Origin of the sequence: uncultured Campylobacter sp., from assembly GCF_938030815.1 — a bacterium.
Classification (GTDB): Bacteria; Campylobacterota; Campylobacteria; order Campylobacterales; family Campylobacteraceae; genus Campylobacter_B.
Genome location: NZ_CALHII010000266.1, coordinates 1 through 1,113, shown reverse-complemented (window position 1 = coordinate 1,113; position 1,113 = coordinate 1). Strand labels below are relative to the sequence as shown.

The following is a 1,113-nucleotide window of genomic DNA, read 5'->3' as shown; positions in this document are numbered from 1 at the left end:
ATATTCACGCTCGGAAACGTCAAGCTCAAACACCGAGTAGTTCGCCCGCAGCCCGTAGCCCTCCAGCAGGGCGGCGATCTTATTTCGGCGCTTAGTCGCACAGACGTCGTAGCAGATGATTAAATTCATTGAAATCTCCCGATGAAAGGCTTATATTTTTCGTTTTGCGTTACGGCTCGTTTTAGAGCGTAGGCTTGCTTGTCTATGATATCCTGCGCTTTTAGCTTCTCGCCGCGATACTCGGTATAAGCGAAGAGCTTTTCGTTTACATTTTTAGAAATATTTTGTCTAGTCGCGGCAGAGAGGAGCCCGTCTTTTATCTCAAAGGGCTCGTTTTTATTTACCATCGAGATGACGGCGCGATCGACGATGAAGGCTCGAAATTCCTCGATGAGATCGAAGGCGAGAGTGGGCTTTTGCTCATCGAGCGCGTGCAGATAGGATACATGCGGCGACAGACCTGCGGTGGCAATGGATTTTAAAATTTTTGAATAAAGGATCGCGTAGCCGTAGTTTAGGGCGGAATTTACGACGTCGGTAGCGCCCTGCGTCACTCGCGCACTAAAGCCAAACTCGTAGTCGATCGCCTTTGCGATAGCCTGCCAATAGGCGGTTGCGGCGCTGCCCTCAAAGCCCAGAAGCTCATTTACGCTAGCGGCGTTTGGGACGCGGAGCTTTAAAATTTCTTGCATCGCTTTAATTTCGGCACCTAGATTTTTATGGTATTTACCTAGATATTTTAGATAGTTGATCTGATTCTTTAGCTTGCCGATGATGAATTGCTGAGCGATACGAAGCGGTCTTTTGGTTTTTAGCAGCGAAATTTGCGAGGCGGCAGTTTTAGAGATGGTGGAATTTGCGCTGATGAGCGTGGCGTAGCTGAGATTGGTCTTTTCGTCGATGAAATTTATGGAAATTTTCTTTTTGGCGCACTCTTTGATGACGGCGGAACTGAGTGAAATTTGCGCATTTATGATGATTTGGCTGATTTGATTTATGGGAAATTTATGCTTGATAACGCCTTTGTCTTTTAGGACGAATTTGCCTTGAGACAAAGCTAAAAAATAAAACGGCGTCGTGATGTGGATGACGGAGCTTTGCGAGAAGGTTTTT

The 1,113-nt window shown here is 46.4% G+C and carries 2 protein-coding genes; both read right to left on the bottom strand.

Features of this window, described 5'->3' with window-relative positions; translation table 11 throughout:
• A partial coding sequence (gene cas2 / locus Q0277_RS11210; RefSeq protein WP_366517343.1) for a CRISPR-associated endonuclease Cas2 occupies window positions 1–129 on the bottom strand: 129 nt, incomplete at its 3' end.
• Window positions 126–1,113: CRISPR-associated endonuclease Cas1 (cas1, locus tag Q0277_RS09860; RefSeq protein WP_297997638.1), on the bottom strand; the 988-nt coding region annotated here is incomplete at its 5' end. The genes cas1 and cas2, both read right to left, overlap by 4 nt.